Below are 18,113 nucleotides of genomic sequence, written 5' to 3' on the forward strand. Positions count from 1 at the left end.
CCGGCGCCAGTCAGGCGGTGACGTAGGTGCCGATCTGTTCGCCCAGAATCGCACGGGTCACGTTGCCTTCGCCCTCCATCCCGAAGACCACCATGGACAGCTTGTTGTCGCGGCACAGGCTGAAGGCGGTCTGGTCCATCACCCGGATATTCCGGCGCATGGCTTCGTCATAGGTCAGGGTGTCGAGCTTCTCCGCGGCCGGGTCTTTCTTCGGGTCGGCCGTGTAGACGCCGTCCACGCCGTTCTTCGCCATGAGCACGACGTCGGCGTGCACCTCGAGGGCGCGCTGGGCGGCCACGGTGTCGGTGGAGAAATAGGGCAGGCCGGCGCCCGCGCCGAAGATGACCACGCGGCCCTTCTCCATGTGCCGGATGGCCCGCCTCGGGATGTAGGCCTCGGCTATCTGCCCCATGGTGATCGCGCTTTGCACGCGGGTGTCCACCCCGGCCTGCTCGAGGAAGTCCTGGAGGGCGAGGCAGTTCATGACGGTGCCGAGCATGCCCATGTAATCGGCTCGCGAGCGGTCCATGCCCGACGTCGACAGTTCGGCGCCGCGGAAGAAGTTGCCGCCGCCCACGACGATGGCCACTTCGACTTGGCCGACCGTGGCGGCGATCTGCTTGGCGACGCCCCGGACGGTGTCCGGGTCCACGCCCAGCTTCCCCCCGCCGAAGACTTCGCCCGAAAGCTTCAGCAGGACGCGGCGGCGTTTGGCCCCGGTATCAGCGGTGGTCTGGGTGTTCTGGGATTCCATGGTGCCTCCCGGCGTGCGTGGTTCTGGGGAAAGAGGGTGTGACTGGCCGCGGCTGCCCGACGGTTGAAGCCGCGCGGCCGATCCGGACATGAAAAAGGAGTGGTCACCCGATGGTGACCACCCCCTTGTCATCTGAATCAGCCAGTTCGCCTAAACGTTGCGACCGAGGTTACGCTCCGACGCGGAAGCGGGCAATGGCGGTGGCGTTGACACCGGCCGCCTCCAGCACCTTGCCGACGGACTGCTTCGGGTCCTTGGCAAACGGCTGGTCCAGCAGCACGATCTCCTTGAAGAAACCGTTCAGCCGGCCCTCGACGATCTTGGCGAGTGCTGCCTCGGGCTTGCCCTCGGCGCGGGCGGTCTCGTCGGCGATGCGGCGCTCGTTCTCCACGGTCTCGGCCGGGACCTCTTCGCGGGTCAGGTAGGCCGGGGCGTAGGCCGCGCTGTGCACGGCGATGTCGTGGGCTGCCTCGAAGGCCGAGTCGCCTTCGCCGTCGACGGCGAAGAGGACGCCGACCTGTGCCGGCAGGTCCTTGGACGTCTTGTGCAGGTAGGCATCGACGGTCTTGCCTTCGACGCGGGCGACCCGGCGGACGACAACTTTCTCGCCCAGCACGGCGCCTTCCTCGACGACGAAGTCACCCAGAGGCTTGCCGTCGACGTCGGCGGCCAGCAGGGCGTCGAGCTCGGCGGCGCCGGACTCAACCGCCGTGGCCAGTACCTTGTCGGCGAGTTCGATGAACTTGGCGGACTTGGCGACGAAGTCGGTCTCGCAGTTGACCTCGATCATGACGCCGACGGTTCCGTCGATGACCTTGGCGGCCACCAGGCCTTCGGCGGTGGAGCGGCCTTCGCGCTTGGTGGCGCCCTTCAGTCCCTTGATCCGAATCAGCTCAATGGCCTTCTCGGCATCCCCATTGGCCTCGTCCAGGGCCTTCTTGACATCCATCATGCCGGCGCCGGTGCGCTCGCGCAGGGCCTTGATATCAGCAGCGGTGTAGTTCGCCATTTGGACTCCAGTCCTCCCGTATTAAGTAGTGTTCGGTGCCGCTGGCGGCCGGCCTGAGCACAGGCCGCGCCGCCAGCGGAAGTCCGGCGGCGCGCAAGGCGCCCCCGGTGAGTCGGATTTACTTCTCGGTGTCCGCGGCGGGTGCTTCGGCAGCCGGGGCCTCGGCGGCGGGGGCCTCAGCGGCAGGGGCCTCAGCGGCAGCTTCGGCGGCCGGAGCTTCGGCGGCGGGGGCCTCTGTCGAGCCCTCGAGCAGTTCGCGCTCCCACTCGGCCATCGGCTCGGCCGGCGCTTCGGTGTTGCCTGCGGCGCGGTTGTTGCGGGCGATGAGGCCCTCGGCAACGGCGTCGGCGATCACGCGGGTCAGCAGGTTGACGGAGCGGATGGCGTCGTCGTTGCCCGGGATCGGGAAGTCGACTTCGTCCGGATCGCAGTTGGTGTCCAGGATGGCCACCACGGGGATGCCGAGCTTCTGGGCCTCGTCGATGGCGAGGTGTTCCTTCTTGGTGTCGACAACCCACATGACCGAAGGAGTCTTGGTGAGGTTTCGGATGCCGCCCAGCGTGGTTTCCAGCTTGGTCTTCTCGCGCTGCAGCAGCAGCAGTTCCTTCTTGGTGCGGCCGGAAGCGGCGACGTCGTCGAAGTTGATTTCTTCGAGTTCCTTCAGGCGCGAGATGCGCTTGGAGACGGTCTGGAAGTTGGTCATCATGCCGCCGAGCCAGCGCTGGTTGACATACGGCTGGCCGACACGGGTGGCCTGCTCGGCGATTGCTTCCTGGGCCTGCTTCTTGGTGCCGACGAACAGGACGGTGCCGCCGTGGGCGACCGTGGCCTTGACGAACTCGTAGGCGCGGTCGATGTAGGACAGCGACTGCTGCAGGTCGATGATGTAAATGCCGTTGCGCTCGGTGAAGATGAAGCGCTTCATCTTCGGGTTCCAACGGCGGGTCTGGTGACCGAAATGTACGCCGCTGTCGAGCAGCTGGCGCATGGTAACGACTGGCATGTCGTCACTCCTTCCGGCAGCACCGGGCTGGGCCTCGGCTGCTGCCTGTAGACGGTTGTTAGCTTGTCGCCCGGCGGGCTAAGCTCCTGGCGTCTGTCGGCGCCGCCGCTCGGCGGCGCATGTGCCCGGACCGGTTTCCCGGACCGCCTGGGCACACTTCCATCGCTGAGATCAAGCCGATGGATTTCAGACACGCGTAGTCAGCCTCCGTCCGGACATGGGTCATGGACGGAAAACTGCTTCGTCCAGTGTACTACAGGCGGCACCCTGTTCCTGCGCGTTCCCGCCCTCCACAGCCGGCCGGGCCAAGGGGTTGCGCACACCGTCCGGCGCCGCCGCGGCACGGACCACGGGCAGCGGCGAGGATCGGTTGCATGACGCCGTCCGTGTTGCGCTTGGCCGCCGCCGCGGCCTCTGCTGTGCTGCTGGCCGCGGCCGGGTCACCCGAGCCGGCAGGCCGATCCGATTATTCGCCGCCGTGGGGCTGGCCCGCCAGCCCGCAACCCGCCATCGTGCGCGGCTTTGACCCGCCGCCGAAGCCGTGGTTGGGCGGACACCGCGGCGTCGATCTGGCGGTTCCGGGCGGGGCGACGGTCCTCTCCCCCGCCGACGGCCGGGTCAGCTTCTCCGGCCGGGTCGTCGACAGGCCGGTGGTCACCATCGATCACGGCAACGGCCTGCGCAGCAGTCTGCTGGCCGTCGCGTCCGAACTGCAGGCCGGCGATACCGTTGCGTCGGGCGATCCGGTAGGAACGGTTGCCGCGAGCAGCCATTGCGCATGCCTGCATTGGGGCGTCCGTCGCGGCGACGTTTATGTCAACCCCCTGCAGTTCGTCATGGACCTGCGGGCTTCGGTATTGCTGCCGGTGCCGGATGGCTAAACGAACGCCGCCAAGCCGGTGATCGCCCGGCCTGCCACCAGGGAGTTGATTTCGTGGGTGCCCTCGTAGGAGTAGATGGCCTCGGCGTCGGCGAAGATCTTGGCCATTTCGTAGTCGGCCACGATGCCGTTGCCGCCCAGGATGTTGCGGCCCAGGGCCACACTTTCACGCATCCGCGCAGTGGTGAACGCCTTGGCCAAAGCGGACTGCTCGTCCTTGGCCTGGCCGGCGTCTTCCAGCTGCGCCAGGCGGACCATCATGCCCATTGAGGCGACGGTGTTGCCGAGGATCTGCACCAGCTGGTCCTGCACCAGCTGGAACGATGCCAGCGGCTTCCCAAACTGGTGCCGCTCCACGGCGTAGCGCCGTGCCACATCGAAGGCAGCCATCTGCTGCCCCACCGCCTGCCAGGCTACGGCAAGCCGCGTCACCTTCAGCACCTTGTTGGTGTCGCGGAAGCTGTTGGCGCCCTTGAGATGGAAATCATCGGGGACCACCACGTTTTCCAGGGTGATGTCCGCGTTCTGCACGGTGCGCAGGCTGATCTTGTTCTCGATCTTCGTCGCGGCATAGCCGGGGGTGGCCGTGTCCACGAGGAAGCCCTTGACCTGGTTGTCGGCCAGGTCGCGCGCGTAGATGACGACCCAGTCCGAGAAGGTCGCGTTGCCAATCCAGCGTTTGGCCCCGTTCAGCACCCAGCCGTTCCCGTCGCGCCGGGCCGTGGTGCGCGTGCCGCCGGCGACGTCGGAGCCGCCGAGCGGTTCCGTCAGTCCGAAAGCGCCGATCTTCTTGAGGGCGTAAATGTCCGGCAGCCAGGCCTCCTGCTGCTCCTTCGACGCGAGGACTTCGATCGATCCGGCGAACAGGCCGTCGTGGACGCCCAGGAACGTGGCGATGGACGTGTCGGCGCGGGTGAACTCCGCGTGGACGAGGCCGGCGAACAAGTTGGAGTATCCCTGCCGCCTGACCGGGCTGACCACGTCCAGGTCCGCCAGTTTCGGGATGATCTCCAGGGGGAACTCAGCCCGGTTCCAGCAGTCGACGGCAATCGGCCGGACTTCCTTGGCCAGCCAGTCGCGGATGTCGTGCAGCCGCGAGCGTTCGGGTTCCGAGAGCATCTCCTCGAACGAGTAGAAGTCTCCATCGGCGTAGGGAAGGTCGTTCGGATCGATGACGCGCTGGCCCATAGTGGCTTCCTTTTCTGTGAACAGGTCGCGGCCCCGGGCAGGAGGCGCCGGGGAGAAGATCAAGTTACTGATCAGTAACTTAGCGCAGAACCGGTCATCGGGCAACGGCCGAACGCGTGCGGCCGCAGCTTCGGCCGGGGTGCCGGGGCAGCCGCATCCCTGGAGTCCCGCGGGAGTCCGGCGGGCGGCATGACGAAGGCCCCGGACCATTCTGGTCCGGGGCCTTCTCTCGACGTAGGGCGGGTGGGGCTTGAACCCACGACCAAAGGATTATGAGTCCTCTGCTCTGACCGGCTGAGCTACCGCCCCGCGCTGCCGGACGGCGCCCCGCAGCGCGGGGACCGTTACCGGCACCTTAGACATACTAAGTCCTCCCGACCGGCGGGCGCACGTTGGCCTAGTCGAGGAAGTCGTCCGCCGAGGCTCCGCGGTAGAGCTGCTCGAAAGTGTCCATCGTCTTGTCGATGCCGTGCCGCATCGCCTTCGCGTGGCTGGCTTCGCCCATGGCCTCGATCCGCTCGGGACTCTGGCCGAGTACGGCGTTGAGCTTGGCCGCCAGGTCGGAGGGATCGCGGGGGGCAAACAGGTAGCCGTTGACACCGTCCTCCACGAGGTGCGGCAGGGCCATCGCATTGGCCAGCACCACCGGCTTGCTGGCGGACATCGCTTCCAGGGACACCAGTGACTGCAGTTCGGCGGTTCCGGGCTGGCAGAACACAGCCGCGCGCAGGTACGCCCGGCGCAGTTCGGCGTCGTCCACATGGCCCAGAAACGCGATCCTGCGCCCAAGCCCCATCGCGGCAACCCTCGCCTCGAGGTTCTTTCGCTCGTCGCCGTCGCCGATGATCTCCAGGTGGACGTTGAGCGCCGGGTCCGTCATGGCCAGCGCCTCGATCAGCGTGTCCACGTTCTTTTCCACCGCCAGCCGGCCCACAAACAGCACCGTGGGGTGCTCCGGCCTCTCAATCGTTTCCCCGGGGGCCAGCTCATAGGCGGCGGCATCGATGCCGTTGGACAGCGGCATCACCTTGTGCAGGAACGCGTGGTCCCGCATCGCCTTGGCGGCCAGCGGCGTCGGCGTCGTCACCACGGCTGCCTTGCCCATGATCTTGCCCATGTCGCGCCAGGAGTTCTTCGCGACGATGTCCAGGAACCACTGCGGGAACGGCAGGAACGGCTCCAGGTTCTCCGGCATGAAGTGGTTGGTCGCGATGGTGCGGATGCCCCGTCGCACTGCTTCGGCGATGGTGGCCTGTCCGATCATGTAGTGGCACTGGATGTGCACGACGTCCGGCTGGACCTCATCGAAGATCCGCTTGATGTCGCGTTTGATCTCCCAGGGAAAGCAGATGCGCCACGTCTCGTGCGTCGGCACCGAGTGTGAGCGGAGCCGGTGCACCGTCGCCTCCGCACGGTGTTCCACGAAGGTCGGGCCCTTGTCATACCGCCCGGCGATGATGTCGACGCTGTGTCCGCGCTTGGTCATCGCGGTGGCCAACCGGTACCCGAAGACGGCCGCCCCGTTGACATCCGGCGGGTAGGTATCGGCTGCAATCAGGATCTTGAGGGGTTTCGGTCCGATGTCGTCGCTCACCTGCGGCAGGACTCCTTGTTTCGTGGTCACGGTATTGGTCATCGCGCCGGCCCTATGGTTTCTTGCCCGAGGCTTGGGCCCGGCGCCGGGCTTCTTCCTGTTTCTGCAACACGTCCGGATGGTGCCTCGAGAGGGCAATGACCCCAACAATAGCAACCAAACCTGCCCCCACCATGCCAATCGCAAACACCGGTTCGACGTCGGGCCTGAGCTCTCCGAGGATGAAAATGCCGATGGCGATGCCGACCAGCGGATCGATCACCGTCAGCCCCGCGATGACCAAATCGGGCGGGCCGCTGGCATAGGCACTCTGGACAAACCAAGCCCCCAGGCCGCCGGCCGCGGCGACCGCGATGACCGTGTAGATCGGTACGTTGGCTATGAAACCGCCGCCCGGCTCCAGCAGCCGCAGGCCGATAATCCTCACCAGCACGGCAACGAAACCGAACAACATGCCGGCTCCCAGAATGTAGGCGAAGGCATTCAGCCTGTGCCGGAACATCAGTTCCAGCGAGAGGAAGACGGCAACGACGACGGCCAGCAGCAGGACCGCTGAGAGTTCCTCCTCGGCCCGCACGCGATGGCTAGCGCCCGTGACGTTGACGGCCAGCAGTACGAAAACGGCGCTTCCTGCCACACACGTTGAGATCGCCACCACCGTCACGCGGTTCAGCCGGATCCCCTGGTCCTTGGAATTGATGATCGTGGTGATCACCAACGCGATGGCGCCGATCGGCTGGACGACGGTCAACGGCGCGCTCACCAAGGCAAACACGTTCAATCCCATCCCGACGGCCAACAGCAGCAGTCCCAGGACCCAGCGGGGATTGCGGAGCATCCGCAGCAAACCGGCGACGCTCATCGCCAGGCCGCCCGTATTGGCTTGGACGGCACTGGCTTGGCGCTGGGTGCCGAGGGCGAGGAAGAAGGCACCGAGCAGGGCACAGAGTATGGCTAACCAGACCATGGGGTCCCGTCAGAAAATGTCCGTTTCCGCCCGGAGCGCGGGTCAACCATGGAGTGGATCGTTCTGCCCGGCCTCGCGCCGGCGCTTGTACTTGCCCCAGGCCGCCCGCATGTAGCCCAGCCACGCAAGGACGTGCCCCGCACAGCCCGCGGCGAGGATGGCGTAGGCGAGGGTCAGCAGCCAGTCGTGCCCGAAGCCCTCCACCCGATGGAGCAGCAGCAGCGGAGTGCCTGCCAGCAGCAGGGCCGTCCGGACCTTGCCGATGAGTGTCACGGGAAGGTCGGGGCTGCCATGGAACAGGAGCAATGAGAACACGAGCAGGATCGCGTCGGGGATGATGATGGACAGCAGCAGCCACCACGGGGCGATGCCGGCCGCGACAAAGGTCGTGGCCACGATGATGAGGGCCAGCCGGTCGGCCACCGGGTCCAGCCACTTGCCGACCGAGGAGATTTGGTCGAGGCGGCGGGCGAGGTAGCCGTCCACCCAGTCCGTGGATCCCAGCACGACCAGCGTGATGGTGGCTGCCCCATACGAGTGCCGGGCGATCAGCCAGACAAATAGCGGCACCGCAAGGAAACGCAGGACAGTGATGAGGTTCGGGATGGTCCAGAACGTGTGCAGCTCGCGGTACTCGAAGTCGCGCCGCGTCCCGGCACCGATGATCCTCAACGCCGTCCCTCCCCTCAGTCGTCGTTCCACGCTGGGCAGCCGGCTGCGCTGCAGCCGGCTTCCGTGCCGCCGTGCGACGGTGGTAATGGTTATTTTTTCAGCAGCCGCCGGAGCATGACGCCCATGGCGGTCAGCGAAACCGCCAGCGTCGCCAGTGGCTTCCAACGCTCCCTCAGCTCCGGGCCGGCCTCGCTGACGGCTTCGGCGCCTGCCACCAGGCGTTCCGTGGCAGCATCTGCCGCATGCTTCGCCCGGCGCTTGGCCTGCTCCGCACGGGGCTTGGGGTCGACGCGGCGGCCGAGATCGTCCCTGACTGCCGCCAAATGGTCGCGGCGTTCCGCGGTACGGGCACGCAGTTCGTCCATCGTCGGAGCCGGCTCCTGCGGTTCCTTGCGCTCCGCCTTTTCCGCCTTGGTCTCCTTCCGGGGCTTTTCGTCCAGTGTCGCCGGATTGAAGCTGCTGCCCTCACGCAACACGCCGACGTCGTACTTGACGCCGCGGATGGCCTCGGCGGGAAGGAGCGGCATGGCCTTCTTGCCCCTCGAGATTCCAATGAGCGCCAGGATACCGCCGAGGATCAGGAACACGGCTGCGACGAGCAGCGCCGCCAGCCAGGCCGGCATGATGAGGGCCAGTCCCATGATTGCGGCGACCAAGAGGGAGATGGCCATCAGGACCAGGAACACCAACGCGACCGCAAGGATCGCGGCGGCAATGCCTGCCTTGGTGCCCTTGCCCTTGAGCTCGAGCAGGGCCAGCGAGAACTCGTCCTGAAGCTGGCGGGGGGTCAGCTGGCCGGCGAGCCGTGCCAGCCCCGCGGTCGACAACCTGGCGCCGGCGGCGGAGCTGCCTGGCTGCCCGGCGCGGGCAGCGGTGCTCCCTGGCTGCCCGACACGGGCTGCAGCGCTCCCGGGCGGCCGCAACCCGGTGACGGTGCTGCCGGGAGTCGCCGCACCGGTTGCGGTGCTCCCGGACGTCCTCTCACCGGTTGCGGTGCTTCCGTGGCTTTCCGGACCGGTCATGGGCTCTGCCTCCATCTTGTCGGTAGTGCGCGAGTGTCCACACCTTCAAATTATCATTCTGCCCCAGTCTGGCCCCTCAGCCGTAGGGAGTAGTTTCACTGGAGGGCTGTGGAACAAAAAATATGAGTAAACGCTTACGTTCACCTGCCCTGCGAACTAGGCTGGCAGGCAGCCCGTGTCCGCGCCCGTTTCCGCAAGGGACCAGTGATGAGCAAGGTCGTGCAATTCCCGAAGCAGTTCCTGTGGGGCGCCGCGACGGCCGCCTACCAAATCGAAGGTGCGTCCCGGGACGACGGCCGCACCGATTCCATCTGGGATGTCTTCTGCCGGCTGCCGGGGGCCACCGTGGGCGGCGAGACCGGCGAACGGGCCTGCGACCACTACCGCCGCTACCGCGAGGACGTCGCGCTGATGTCAGCCCTGAACCTGGGTGCCTACCGGTTTTCCACGTCCTGGCCGCGGGTCAAACCGGACGACGCGGTCGTGAACCCGGCCGGCCTGGATTTCTATTCGCGCCTGGTGGACGAACTGTGCGCGGCGGGCATTAAGCCCTGGCTCACGCTGTACCACTGGGATTTGCCGCAGGCGCTGCAGGAGAACGGCGGCTGGGCGAACCGGGACACCGCCTACCGCTTTGCGGAATACGCCCTGGCGGTCCATGAGGCGCTCGGTGACCGGGTACGCGTCTGGACCACGCTCAACGAGCCATGGTGCTCGGCGTTCCTCGGCTATGGTTCGGGCGTCCATGCGCCGGGCATCCAGTCGAGGCCGCAGGCCTTGGCGGCCATGCACCATCTGCTGCTGGCGCACGGGCTGGCCTCCAACGAGCTGCGCCGCCGCGATCCGGCCGCAGAGCTGGGCCTCACCCTGAACTTCACGGTGGCGGATCCCCTGAATCCGGAGGATCCCGTCGATGTGGACGCCGCCCGCCGCATCGACGGCCAGTTCAACCGCGCCTTTCTGGACCCCGTCTTCCGCGGTTCCTACCCGGCGGATTTTCTGGTGGACGTGGGGCCGTACGGACTGGAAGCCAGGATTCGGGACGGCGACCTGGCTCTGATCGGAACCAGGATCCAGGCGCTGGGCGTCAACTACTACCACGGTGAAGCGGTGACCGGGCACCCCCGCCCGGACGCGGAAAACACGCATGCCGCCCCGGTCGAGCGTCCGCTGGCGCCGCCCTACCCCGCGGCCGACCATGTCAGCTCTGTTCCCCGCGGGCTGCCCACGACGGCGATGGGCTGGGAGATCCAGCCGGAAGGACTGCACCGGCTGCTCGTCCGTTTGCAGCACGAGTACAGCGGGCCGGCCGGGACGGCGCTCTTCGTCACCGAGAATGGTGCGGCCTTCGACGACGAGGTCTCGGCCGACGGCGCCGTGCATGACCGGCAGCGGCTGGAGTTCCTGCGCGCACACATCCTGCAGTGCCACCGTGCCATCCAGGACGGCGTGGACCTGCGCGGCTACTTCGGCTGGTCGCTGATGGACAACTTCGAGTGGGCCTGGGGCTACAGCAAACGCTTCGGCCTGACCCGGGTGGACTACGCCACCCTGGAGCGCACCGTCAAGGACAGCGGCCGCTGGTATGCGCAGGTCGCGGCCGGCAACCGGGTCGCCTCGGCCTAGCCAAAGAAAAATCCCGCAGCCGGCGCGGGGTGCGGGATTCTGCCTTGCAGCTCCCCCGACTGGACTCGAACCAGTAACCCTTCGATTAACAGTCGAATGCTCTGCCAATTGAGCTACGGGGGATTGAAGCGAGTAAAACTCTAGCAGGACGGCGGCGCGGAGACGAAATCGGCCTCGCGCCGAGGGCCCCCAAACGCACAGGATCCCCGCCTCCTGCAGAAGGCGGGGATCCAGTGTTTGTCCGCTCCCCCGACTGGACTCGAACCAGTAACCCTTCGATTAACAGTCGAATGCTCTGCCAATTGAGCTACGGGGGAAGGCTGCCATCCGCCACCGGCGGTTTGGCCTCCAACAGCATACTCAATGCAGGCCGGAACTTGCCAATTGAAGGCCCGGCCTACTCCGCGCGGAGGGCCCGCCGCTGCATTTCCAGTTCCATCAGTTCACGGTTGATCTGCTGGAAGCTCTCGGGATCGGACGCTGGATCCATCCGTTGCAACTGGCCCAGCTTGTCGGCCTTCAGGTGGGTGATCTGCAGGTCCTGCAGCCGGTTCAGGATCCCCCGGCAATACAGCCGCAGGGCGTCGTCGTTTTGTGCAGGCAGCGGCGTCACCGCAAGTTCCGAGACGAAGGTGCGCAGCTCCTCCGGGACCTCCTGGCGGATGGTCTCCACCCACTGCGAGGGTGTGGCACCGGAAACACCCGCAGCCCGGACGGCGCCGTGGATGGCCACGTGCACGGGCGCCAGGAAGCGGGCCTGCATGAACTGTTCCCACTGGTTGGCATCGAGGAGGCCGGGCTGCTGGATAGCCACTTCCAGTGCCTGGTGTTCCAGGCGGACCACGGGATCGCGCAGGTCCGGCCGCGGAAAGGCCGGGGGTGCCGCGTACTGGCCGGATTCCCGGGCGTAGTCCGTTTCTCCGCCGGCATCGGCGCCCCGGCCGTAGCCGTGCTGCGCGGCGTGCCCGTAGGCAGGCCGGCCGTCCTGTTGCCGGGGGGAAGGATTTCCCGGATTCCGTGCGTCCCGGCCCTGCTGGCCGCCGCCGCGCCGGTACGGTCCGGGCGGCTGCTGGTTGCCGCGGTTCGATTCCTGCCCGCGGTCCTGCTGGCCCCGCTCGCGGCCCGCCGCCCGGGTCCCGGCTTCCTGTCCCCGTTTAGCGGCCCCAGCCACCGCCCGGGTGACGTCATCGATGTCCATGCCCAGCCAGCCGGCGAGCTCGCGCGAGTAGCCGGGACGCATGGCGGGGTCCCTGATCTCCGCCACCACCGGGGCCGCGGCACGGAGGGCCTGGACCCTTCCTTCGACCGTGTCCAGGTTGAACTTCTTCAAGGTGGCCTTGATCGCGAACTCGAACAGCGGACGGCGGGAGCTGATCAACTCGCGCACCGCACCCTCGCCGTGGCTCAACCGCAGGTCGCACGGATCTGCGCCGCTCGGCTCGACGGCTACGTAGGTCTGGGCGACAAAGCGCTGGTCTTCCTCGAAGGCCCGCAGCGCGGCCTTCTGGCCCGCCTCGTCGCCGTCGAAGGTGAAGATCACTTCCCCTCCGGTCCCGTCGTCGGAGAGCAGGCGCCGGGCGATCTTGATGTGGTCGGTGCCGAAGGACGTGCCGCACGTCGCCACGGCCGTCCCGATGCCCGAAAGGTGGCAGGCCATCACGTCCGTGTAACCCTCCACGACCACCAGTTGGCGGTTGCGGGCGATGTCCCGTTTGGCCAGGTCGATCCCGTACAGGACCTGCGACTTCTTGTAGAGCGCCGTCTCCGGCGTATTGAGGTATTTGGGCCCCTGGTCATCCTCGAAGAGCTTGCGGGCACCAAATCCTATCGTCGCCCCCGTCAGGTCGCGGATGGGCCAGATGAGTCGGCCACGGAAACGGTCATAGATCCGGCTGTTCCTGCCGTCGGATCCGTCCGATCCGCCGGAGAACATGCCGGTCATCCGCAACTCGTCCTGGGTGAAGCCGCGGCCGGTCAGGTGCTTGAGCAGGCCGTCCCAGCCCTGCGGGGCGTAGCCCACGGCGAACTGCTCCGCGGCGGCCTGGTCGAAGCCCCGTCCGGAGAGGAACTCCCGGGCCGCCGCGGCACCCGGGCTCTGGAGCTGCTCCCGAAAGAACTCCGCGGCAACCTTGTGTGCGTCCAGCAGCCGCTGCCGCTTGCCCACGTCTTCCCGGCGGGGGCCGGTGCCGCCGTCTTCGTACCGGAGCGTGTAATTGATGCGGTGGGCGAGTTTCTCCACGGTCTCGCTGAACGTGGTGTGATCCATCTTCTGCACGAAGGAGATGACGTCGCCGCCCTCGCCGCAGCCGAAGCAATGGTAGGTGCCCACCTGCGGACGGACGTGGAACGACGGCGACCGCTCGTCGTGGAAGGGGCACAGGCCCTTGAATGAACCGATGCCGGCCGACTTCAGCGTGACGTAGCCGTCGATGACTTCCTTGATGTCGGTACGCTGGCGGACTTCATCGATGTCTTCACGCTTAATGAGTCCGGCCATAGTCCCATGGTATGCAGCCGTGCCAAATCGGGGCCGGAACCGCGGCGGCCTGTGCCCCAGGCACCGCGCGCAGCCGCCTGTGGAGGGAAGCTGCTTGCGGCCCGCAACCTCACAGGAGGGTGCGGTGGGCCCCCATCAGGCGCTCGTGCAGCGCCAGGGCGGAGACATCGGTGAGCGAGGCGATCTGGTCGATGACCACGCGAAGGCGGCCGCCGTCGTCGTCCGCATCCCGCCAATCCGAGGCAAAGGGCTCCTCCAGATGCTTCTCCCCCGTGGCATGGAGCTCGCTGACCAGGTCGTGCAGGATCTCCTGCTGGTGTTCGTAGACCGGCTGGCGCAGGTCCGCGGTCATCACGAACGTGGTGGCCAGGCCCTTCATCACCGCGATCTCGATGGCGGTTTCCTGCGGCACCACCAGCTCCGCTGCGTAGCGGGTCAGCTGCTGCGGGCCGTAGATGGAGCGGGTGGCTTCCATCGCGCTCGAGCAGAAGCGGCCGATCAGCTGGCTGGTCATGTCTTTCAGCGCCGCCATGGCCTTGCGGCTGCCGTCGGCCTCGCGCACCCATACGCCGGATTGCTCCAGCCGGGTCAGTGCTTCGTCCACCTCCTGGGCATCGCTGGAGGGCAGGTACCACTGCTGGGTGTAGCCGATGACCCGGCTGCGGGTGTCGGCGCTGTCCAGCCACTTGAGCTGAATGCGTCCGGCCACGATGGCGTCTTCGACGTCGTGCACGGAGTAGGAGATGTCGTCGGCGAGGTCCATCACCTGGGCCTCCAGGCAGGAACGGCGCTCCGCGGCGCCTTCGCGCAGCCAGTTGAACACGGGAAGGTCGTCTTCGTAGGCGCCGAACTTGCTGGTGCGCTTGCCGTGGATGACCGGCGCGTCGTCGGCGGACCACGGGTATTTGCAGGCCGCGTCCAGGCTGGCCCGGGTCAGGTTCAGCCCGGCCGGGGATCCGTCCGGGCGCAGGATCTTGGGCTCCAGCCGGGTCAGCAGCCGCAGGGTCTGGGCGTTGCCTTCGAAACCGCCAATGGCGTGGGCCGCGGCGTTGAGCGCGGTCTCCCCGTTGTGGCCGAACGGGGGATGGCCCAGGTCGTGGGACAGGCAGGCGGCGTCCACCACGTCGGGGTCGCAGCCCAAGGTGCGTCCCAGTTCGCGGCCGACCTGGGCCACTTCCAGGCTGTGCGTCAGTCGGGTCCGCACAAAGTCGTCCGTGTCCGGGGACACCACCTGGGTCTTGGCGCCCAGCCGCCGCAGTGCCGACGAGTGCAGAACCCGGGCCCGGTCGCGTTCGAACTGCGTCCGGTAGGTGCTCTTCGGCTCCTCGGTGTACCAGCGTTCCTGGTCGAACTCCGTGTAGCCCGGCGTGGGCGGGGCCGGGCGCCCGGTGCGTACCTTAGCCACCGGAGACGTCCAATTCAGCGGCGGCGATCATGGCCTTGTGGTCCGCGTTCAGCTCCCGGCTGGAGAGCCAGCCGTCGGGCAGCGCCGTGCGTTTGGGCGAACCGGCACGGCCGCGCGGGCCCTCGGCGTCCGCCCCCGGATAGGGAGCGTCGGCATCCAGTTCGGCCAGCAGTTCGCGCAGCACCTCGAGGGTGGGCACCTGGGCCAGCGCGGCACGCAGCTCGCCGCCCACCGAGTATCCCTTGAAGTACCAGGCCACGTGCTTGCGGATATCCCGCAGGGCCTTGCCCTCGTCCTCGAAGTAATCCACCAGCAGCTCGGCATGCCGGTAGAAGCTGTCCGCGACGTCCTTTAACCCGGGCCGGAAGCGCCTGTCGGTTCCTTCGAAGGCGGCCTGCAGGTCGCCGAACAGCCACGGGCGGCCTTGGCAACCGCGGCCGACGACGACGCCGTCCACTCCCGTTTGTTGCACCATCCGCACCGCATCCTCGGCGCTCCAGATGTCTCCGTTGCCCAGCACCGGGATATCCGGCAGGGCTTCCCGCAGTTCCGCGATCGCGTTCCAGTCGGCCTTGCCCGAGTAGAACTGGCTGGCGGTGCGGCCGTGCAGCGCCACGGCCGCCACCCCGGCGTCGCGGGCGATCTTGCCGGCCTCGATGAAGGTCAGGTGCTCGTCGTCGATCCCCTTGCGCATCTTGATGGTCAGCGGGACGTCGCCCTTGGCCGCTTCGCGCGTCGCGGCCTGGATGATCGCGGTAAACAGTTCGGTTTTCCAGGGCAGCGCCGAGCCGCCGCCGCGGCGGGTGACCTTCGGCACCGGGCAGCCGAAGTTCAGGTCGATGTGGTCGGCGCGGTCTTCCTCCACCAGCAGGCGGACGGCGGCGCCGACGGTTTTGGGATCCACGCCGTAGAGCTGGACGGACCTCACGCCCTCGTCCTCATCGTGCGAGATGATCCGCATGGACTCCCGGTTGCGTTCGACCAGCGCGCGGGACGTGACCATTTCCGCCACATACAGGCCGCCGCCGTACTGGCGGCAGAGCCGGCGGAACGCCTTGTTGGTGATGCCGGCCATGGGTGCCAGCACCACCGGGGTGTCGACGGTTATCGGGCCGAGATTGAGCGGTGGAAGCTCGAGCCTGGCGGCCGATTCGGGGGCAGCGGTAAGTGTCACCCCACCATTCTCTCAAAACCGGGCAAATCCGTCCGCCGGCACCCGCGCCTGTGGACTAACGGCCCCGGTCCGCCGCGCCGCCGTTCCTCCGCGCCGCCGGGGTTCGTGCGCGTCCGCGGGACAGCCGGGCCGCGCGCCGGCCGTGGAGCGCGCAGGCCGCCTGCCGCGCTCGTTGGCCGTCAGGCGCGCAGCAGGCCGCCGAGGGCGCTGTCCGCGAAGTGTTCGAGCAGGTCCTGCGGGTCCCGGTACACCTCTGCCGCACCGGCGTGGAGCAGTGTCGCAGCGGGGGTCCCGCCGCATTCGAGGCCGATGCACGGAATCCCGAGGTCTCCCGCCGCCTGGACATCCCACACGGCATCGCCCACGAAAACGGTGTCTGCCGGCTGCAGGCCCGCCGCGTCCAGGGCCGCCTGCAGGATGTCCGGTGCCGGTTTGCTGTTCTCCGCGTCCGCGGAGCTGGTGGCGGCGGTGATGGACCCGTCGGCGTCGATCACGCGGCGCAGCACTTCCAGCTCCGTTCCCTCGGCGGAAGAGGCCAGCACGACGGCCAATCCCTCCTCGGCGGACCGGCGCACCAGCTCGCGGGCACCGTCGAAGCGGCGCAGACCCGGCCAAAAGGTGGAGAAGACGGTTCCGTGGGCGGCCTTGAGGTCCTCGTCCCGGGACTGGTCGCGGTCCTCGTCGAGCAGCTGTGCGATGAGCCTGCCGCCGCCCATTCCCACGCAACGGTGGATGGCCGCCATCGGGACGTCGAGACCCGCCTGCCGGAAGGCCTGCCACCAGGCCAGCACGTGCAGGTAGTTCGAATCCACCAGCGTCCCGTCCACGTCAAACAGCACGCCCTTCATAAGCACTCCTCCCGACGACGGCGATGGTTCTTTCGGCACCGGCCCGGACTCGGCACCAATGTGTGCAGTCTAGCCGCTCGGGTCGGCGGGCCTGCCGTGGCCCGCCGTGGCTTCCGCCCCGGGGTCCCGCACCCCTGCGTCGGCGGGCGCGCGGGTTGCGGCGGCCCCGCCGGGCCCCCTTACCCCCGCGTCGGGATCGGCGGCGGCTCCGGCCATGAGGTGCCGGGGGCCTGACCGCTCCCCCGCCGCCACCGGACCACGGATGCCGGTGGCCTTGACCACCAGCACCGCGATCAACGTGGTGATCGGGATGGCCAGGACCAGGCCGATGGATCCGACCAGGGTGCGCACAATCTCCTCGGCCAGTTCCCCGCTGGTCAACGTGGCGAACAGCGGCCGGTCGTGCAGCGACACCAGGATCAGTACCGGAAGGGACGCGCCGGCGTAGGCGAAGGCAATGGTGTAGACGGTGGAGGCGATGTGGTCCCGCCCCACGCGCATGGCCCCGGTGAACAGGCGCCTGGCAGAGGCACCGGGAGCCAGTTCGTACATTTCCCACACCGCCGACGACTGGGTGATGGTGACGTCGTTGAGCACGCCCAGTCCGGAGATGATTAACCCGCACATGATCAGCCCGGAGACGGAGAGGCTGCCGCCCAGGTTGATCAGCTGGTAGGTGTAGTCGTCGTCCACGCCGGTCAGGTAGGCGGCGTCGGTGGCCCAGGCCGCCAGCAGGGCGGTCACGCCCAGGCCGAACAGGGTGCCCAGCAACGCGGTGGACGTGCGGGCGGAGAAGCCGTGGGCGAAGTAGAGCACCCCGACCATGATGACCACCGAGCCGATGAGCGCCAGCAGCAGCGGCGGCTTGCCTTCCATGAGGCCCGGCAGGATGAACTGCGCCAGGACCAAAAAACCGCCCGCCAGTCCGAGCATCGCGCGGAAGCCGCGCCAGCGGGCCACGGCCACCACGACCAGCGCGTAGAGCACGGCCAGCAGCACCATGGGGACGCTGCGCACGAAGTCCACGAAGACGTAGGCCCCCTCCTGCCCGCCCATGACGCCGGAGAGATTCAGGTAGCGGATGGTGTCGCCGGCCTCGACGCCGCGCGAGGCCGCGATCTCCGGCGTGATCTCCACGGGCAGCGGCGAGCCGCCGGCGTCGGGCTGGGTGTAGGCGACCAGGCACTCCTGCGCTTCCATCCCGGCGTCCACCGCCGCCTGCGAGGTGGGGCAGTCTTCCAGCTCCACCCTCTGCACGGTGCCGACGTCGAAGGTCACCCCGGGCGCCGCGGCATAGGGGTCGGGGACATCGGCTCCGGCTCCGTCCCCGGAGGGCCAGAGCAGGATCATGCCTACCAGGGTCAGGACGGTGACCGGCAGCAGGATGGCCGCCAGGAGCAGGTTGGCCCGCCGCCGCGCGGCCAGGGCGGCGGCGCCGGGCGTGGAAGTCCCGTGGCTGTGGCTGTGCCCCATC

At 67.8% G+C, this 18,113-nt stretch carries 15 protein-coding genes and 3 tRNA genes; 2 read left to right on the forward strand and 16 right to left on the reverse strand.

Going from position 1 to position 18,113, the window contains the following annotated elements:
- Positions 1–10 precede the first annotated feature (10 nt).
- The 3 genes from pyrH to rpsB form a co-directional block, all read right to left on the reverse strand.
- Positions 11–754 (reverse strand): UMP kinase, encoded by a 744-nt coding sequence (pyrH, locus tag AC5RVV_RS16435; RefSeq protein ID WP_493988119.1) that lies wholly within the window; start codon positions 752–754, stop codon positions 11–13.
- Between the two features lie 169 nt (positions 755–923).
- Positions 924–1,763 (reverse strand): translation elongation factor Ts, encoded by an 840-nt coding sequence (gene tsf, locus AC5RVV_RS16440; RefSeq protein ID WP_494002467.1) that lies wholly within the window; start codon positions 1,761–1,763, stop codon positions 924–926.
- Between the two features lie 118 nt (positions 1,764–1,881).
- Complete coding sequence (rpsB, locus tag AC5RVV_RS16445) at positions 1,882–2,766, reverse strand: 30S ribosomal protein S2 (RefSeq protein WP_494002468.1); 885 nt, start codon at positions 2,764–2,766, stop codon at positions 1,882–1,884.
- Positions 2,767–3,140: 374 nt separating this feature from the next.
- Between rpsB and AC5RVV_RS16450 the strand changes: the two genes are divergently transcribed.
- A complete protein-coding gene (locus AC5RVV_RS16450) occupies positions 3,141–3,647 on the forward strand; it encodes a murein hydrolase activator EnvC family protein (RefSeq protein WP_494002469.1) in 507 nt (168 codons plus the stop codon).
- Here the strand turns inward: AC5RVV_RS16450 and AC5RVV_RS16455 are convergent.
- The 6 genes from AC5RVV_RS16455 to AC5RVV_RS16480 all read right to left on the reverse strand — a co-directional run bounded on the left by AC5RVV_RS16455 (position 3,644) and on the right by AC5RVV_RS16480 (position 9,089).
- The gene (locus tag AC5RVV_RS16455) at positions 3,644–4,834 is read right to left on the reverse strand and encodes an acyl-CoA dehydrogenase family protein (RefSeq protein WP_494002470.1); all 1,191 of its coding nucleotides are present in this window, start codon (positions 4,832–4,834) and stop codon (positions 3,644–3,646) included. The two genes, AC5RVV_RS16450 and AC5RVV_RS16455, sit on opposite strands and share 4 nt — an antisense overlap.
- A 235-nt stretch (positions 4,835–5,069) precedes the next feature.
- A tRNA-Ile gene (locus tag AC5RVV_RS16460) sits at positions 5,070–5,143 on the reverse strand.
- Between the two features lie 88 nt (positions 5,144–5,231).
- A complete protein-coding gene (locus AC5RVV_RS16465; protein ID WP_494002539.1) occupies positions 5,232–6,428 on the reverse strand; it encodes a glycosyltransferase in 1,197 nt (398 codons plus the stop codon).
- Positions 6,429–6,480: 52 nt separating this feature from the next.
- Positions 6,481–7,395 carry a DMT family transporter gene (locus AC5RVV_RS16470; RefSeq protein ID WP_494002471.1) on the reverse strand — a complete coding sequence of 305 codons (915 nt, stop codon included), beginning with the start codon at positions 7,393–7,395 and terminating at the stop codon, positions 6,481–6,483.
- A gap of 42 nt (positions 7,396–7,437) precedes the next feature.
- Entirely contained in the window at positions 7,438–8,067 is a 630-nt protein-coding gene (locus AC5RVV_RS16475; protein ID WP_494002472.1) for a CDP-alcohol phosphatidyltransferase family protein, read from the reverse strand.
- A gap of 89 nt (positions 8,068–8,156) precedes the next feature.
- On the reverse strand, positions 8,157–9,089 hold the full coding sequence (locus AC5RVV_RS16480; protein ID WP_494002473.1) for a phage holin family protein: 933 nt from the start codon (positions 9,087–9,089) through the stop codon (positions 8,157–8,159).
- A gap of 207 nt (positions 9,090–9,296) precedes the next feature.
- Here AC5RVV_RS16480 and AC5RVV_RS16485 point away from each other — a divergent pair, with 207 nt between their 5' ends.
- Positions 9,297–10,715 carry a GH1 family beta-glucosidase gene (locus tag AC5RVV_RS16485; RefSeq protein ID WP_494002474.1) on the forward strand — a complete coding sequence of 473 codons (1,419 nt, stop codon included), beginning with the start codon at positions 9,297–9,299 and terminating at the stop codon, positions 10,713–10,715.
- Between the two features lie 50 nt (positions 10,716–10,765).
- Here the strand turns inward: AC5RVV_RS16485 and AC5RVV_RS16490 are convergent.
- The 7 genes from AC5RVV_RS16490 to AC5RVV_RS16520 form a co-directional block, all read right to left on the reverse strand.
- Positions 10,766–10,838: transfer RNA gene (locus AC5RVV_RS16490), tRNA-Asn, on the reverse strand.
- A 121-nt stretch (positions 10,839–10,959) separates the two neighbouring features.
- Positions 10,960–11,032 (reverse strand) — tRNA-Asn (locus AC5RVV_RS16495).
- Between the two features lie 80 nt (positions 11,033–11,112).
- Positions 11,113–13,212, reverse strand: coding sequence for a DNA primase (gene dnaG, locus AC5RVV_RS16500; RefSeq protein WP_494002475.1), 2,100 nt, complete (start codon positions 13,210–13,212; stop codon positions 11,113–11,115).
- 109 nt (positions 13,213–13,321) lie between these two features.
- Positions 13,322–14,617, reverse strand: a complete 1,296-nt coding sequence (locus tag AC5RVV_RS16505) for a deoxyguanosinetriphosphate triphosphohydrolase (protein ID WP_494002476.1) — start codon at positions 14,615–14,617, stop codon at positions 13,322–13,324.
- Positions 14,610–15,791 carry a tRNA dihydrouridine synthase DusB gene (gene dusB / locus AC5RVV_RS16510; protein ID WP_494002477.1) on the reverse strand — a complete coding sequence of 394 codons (1,182 nt, stop codon included), beginning with the start codon at positions 15,789–15,791 and terminating at the stop codon, positions 14,610–14,612. The genes AC5RVV_RS16505 and dusB overlap by 8 nt, the downstream gene beginning before the upstream one ends.
- A gap of 179 nt (positions 15,792–15,970) precedes the next feature.
- The gene (locus AC5RVV_RS16515; protein ID WP_494002478.1) at positions 15,971–16,639 is read right to left on the reverse strand and encodes an HAD family hydrolase; all 669 of its coding nucleotides are present in this window, start codon (positions 16,637–16,639) and stop codon (positions 15,971–15,973) included.
- A 69-nt stretch (positions 16,640–16,708) separates the two neighbouring features.
- Positions 16,709–18,112, reverse strand: coding sequence for a YibE/F family protein (locus AC5RVV_RS16520; RefSeq protein ID WP_494002479.1), 1,404 nt, complete (start codon positions 18,110–18,112; stop codon positions 16,709–16,711).
- Position 18,113: the final 1 nt, after the last annotated feature.

This window comes from Arthrobacter sp. MDT2-34-1 (assembly GCF_059091365.1).

What these genes read in the sequence shown, in the direction of transcription:
- pyrH (WP_493988119.1), bottom strand. Translation starts at nt 754, where the DNA reads ATGGAATCCCAGAACACCCAGACCACCGCTGATACCGGGGCCAAACGC.
- tsf (WP_494002467.1), bottom strand. Translation starts at nt 1,763, where the DNA reads ATGGCGAACTACACCGCTGCTGATATCAAGGCCCTGCGCGAGCGCACC.
- rpsB (WP_494002468.1), bottom strand. Translation starts at nt 2,766, where the DNA reads ATGCCAGTCGTTACCATGCGCCAGCTGCTCGACAGCGGCGTACATTTC.
- AC5RVV_RS16450 (WP_494002469.1), top strand. Translation starts at nt 3,141, where the DNA reads ATGACGCCGTCCGTGTTGCGCTTGGCCGCCGCCGCGGCCTCTGCTGTG.
- AC5RVV_RS16455 (WP_494002470.1), bottom strand. Translation starts at nt 4,834, where the DNA reads ATGGGCCAGCGCGTCATCGATCCGAACGACCTTCCCTACGCCGATGGA.
- AC5RVV_RS16470 (WP_494002471.1), bottom strand. Translation starts at nt 7,395, where the DNA reads ATGGTCTGGTTAGCCATACTCTGTGCCCTGCTCGGTGCCTTCTTCCTC.
- AC5RVV_RS16480 (WP_494002473.1), bottom strand. Translation starts at nt 9,089, where the DNA reads ATGACCGGTCCGGAAAGCCACGGAAGCACCGCAACCGGTGAGAGGACG.
- AC5RVV_RS16485 (WP_494002474.1), top strand. Translation starts at nt 9,297, where the DNA reads ATGAGCAAGGTCGTGCAATTCCCGAAGCAGTTCCTGTGGGGCGCCGCG.
- dnaG (WP_494002475.1), bottom strand. Translation starts at nt 13,212, where the DNA reads ATGGCCGGACTCATTAAGCGTGAAGACATCGATGAAGTCCGCCAGCGT.
- AC5RVV_RS16515 (WP_494002478.1), bottom strand. Translation starts at nt 16,639, where the DNA reads ATGAAGGGCGTGCTGTTTGACGTGGACGGGACGCTGGTGGATTCGAAC.
- AC5RVV_RS16520 (WP_494002479.1), bottom strand. Translation starts at nt 18,112, where the DNA reads ATGGGGCACAGCCACAGCCACGGGACTTCCACGCCCGGCGCCGCCGCC.